Source organism: Capnocytophaga leadbetteri (assembly GCF_003054025.1).
GTDB classification, from domain to species: Bacteria; Bacteroidota; Bacteroidia; order Flavobacteriales; family Flavobacteriaceae; genus Capnocytophaga; species Capnocytophaga leadbetteri.
The window spans coordinates 1-1,423 of sequence record NZ_QBKG01000035.1 but is presented as its reverse complement, the minus strand read 5'-3'; the positions used below and the strand labels follow the sequence as shown (position 1 = coordinate 1,423).

General features: G+C 50.0%; 1 pseudogene. It reads left to right on the top strand.

Annotated elements, in window-relative coordinates:
• Nucleotides 1-1,423 (top strand): annotated as a pseudogene (locus C8P65_RS11950) (gliding motility-associated C-terminal domain-containing protein); the annotation flags it as partial.

Below are 1,423 nucleotides of genomic sequence, written 5' to 3'. Positions count from 1 at the left end.
TTTGCGAGAAGTTGAACCCAGGCAACTGTGCTACCTCAACAGCAGTGGTAACAGTAGCCACCCCAACGATCACCGCAACGCCAGATACCTTTACCATAACCACGGGTACAAGCACTAGCTCAGTGATTGCCAACGACCATATCGGTACTGCAACGACCACCACCAGCACAGTAAGCATAGGAGTGGTAACGGGCGCAACACCTAAGACCCCAGGGGCAAATACGCCAAGTCTGAACACGACTGATGGTACAATCACCGTACCTAATAACACCCCAGCGGGTACTTATAGTATAGTGTATCAAATTTGCGAGAAGTTGAATCCAGGCAACTGCGCTACCTCAACAGCAGTGGTAACAGTAGCCACCCCAACGATCACCGCAACGCCAGATACCTTTACCATAACCACAGGCACAAGCACTAGCTCAGTGATTGACAACGACCATATCGGCACTTCAACCACTACCACTAGCACAGTAAGCATAGGAGTGGTAACGGGCGCAACACCTAAGACCCCAGGGGCAAATACGCCAAGTCTAAACACGACTGATGGTACTATTACGGTACCTAATAACACCCCAGCGGGTACTTATAGTATAGTGTATCAAATCTGCGAGAAGTTGAACCCAGGCAACTGCGCTACCTCAACAGCAGTGGTAACAGTAGCCACCCCAACGATCACCGCAACGCCAGATACCTTTACCCTAACCACAGGTACAAGCACCAGCTCAGTGATTGACAACGACCATATAGGCACTGCAACGACCACCACCAGCACAGTAAGCATAGGAGTGGTAACGGGCGCAACACCTAAGACCCCAGGAGCAAACACTCCAACATTGAACCCTACCGATGGTACAATCACCGTACCTAATAACACCCCAGCGGGTACTTATAGTATAGTGTATCAAATCTGCGAGAAGTTGAATCCAGGCAACTGCGCTACCTCAACAGCAGTGGTAACAGTAGCCACCCCAACGATCACCGCAACACCAGATACCTTTACCATAACCACGGGTACAAGCACTAGCTCAGTGATTGACAACGACCATATCGGTACTTCAACCACTACCACTAGCACAGTAACCATAGGAGTGGTAACGGGCGCAACACCTAAGACCCCAGGGGCAAACACGCCAAGTCTGAACACGACTGATGGTACTATTACGGTACCTAATAACACCCCAGCAGGTACTTATAGTATAGTGTATCAAATCTGCGAGAAGTTGAACCCAGGCAACTGCGCTACTTCAACAGCAGTGGTAACAGTAGCCACCCCAACGATCACCGCAACACCAGATACCTTTACTATTAGCACAGGTACAAGCACTAGCTCAGTGATTGACAACGACCATATCGGTACTGCAACGACCACCACTAGCACAGTAAGCATAGGAGTGGTAACGGGCGCAACACCTAAGACCCC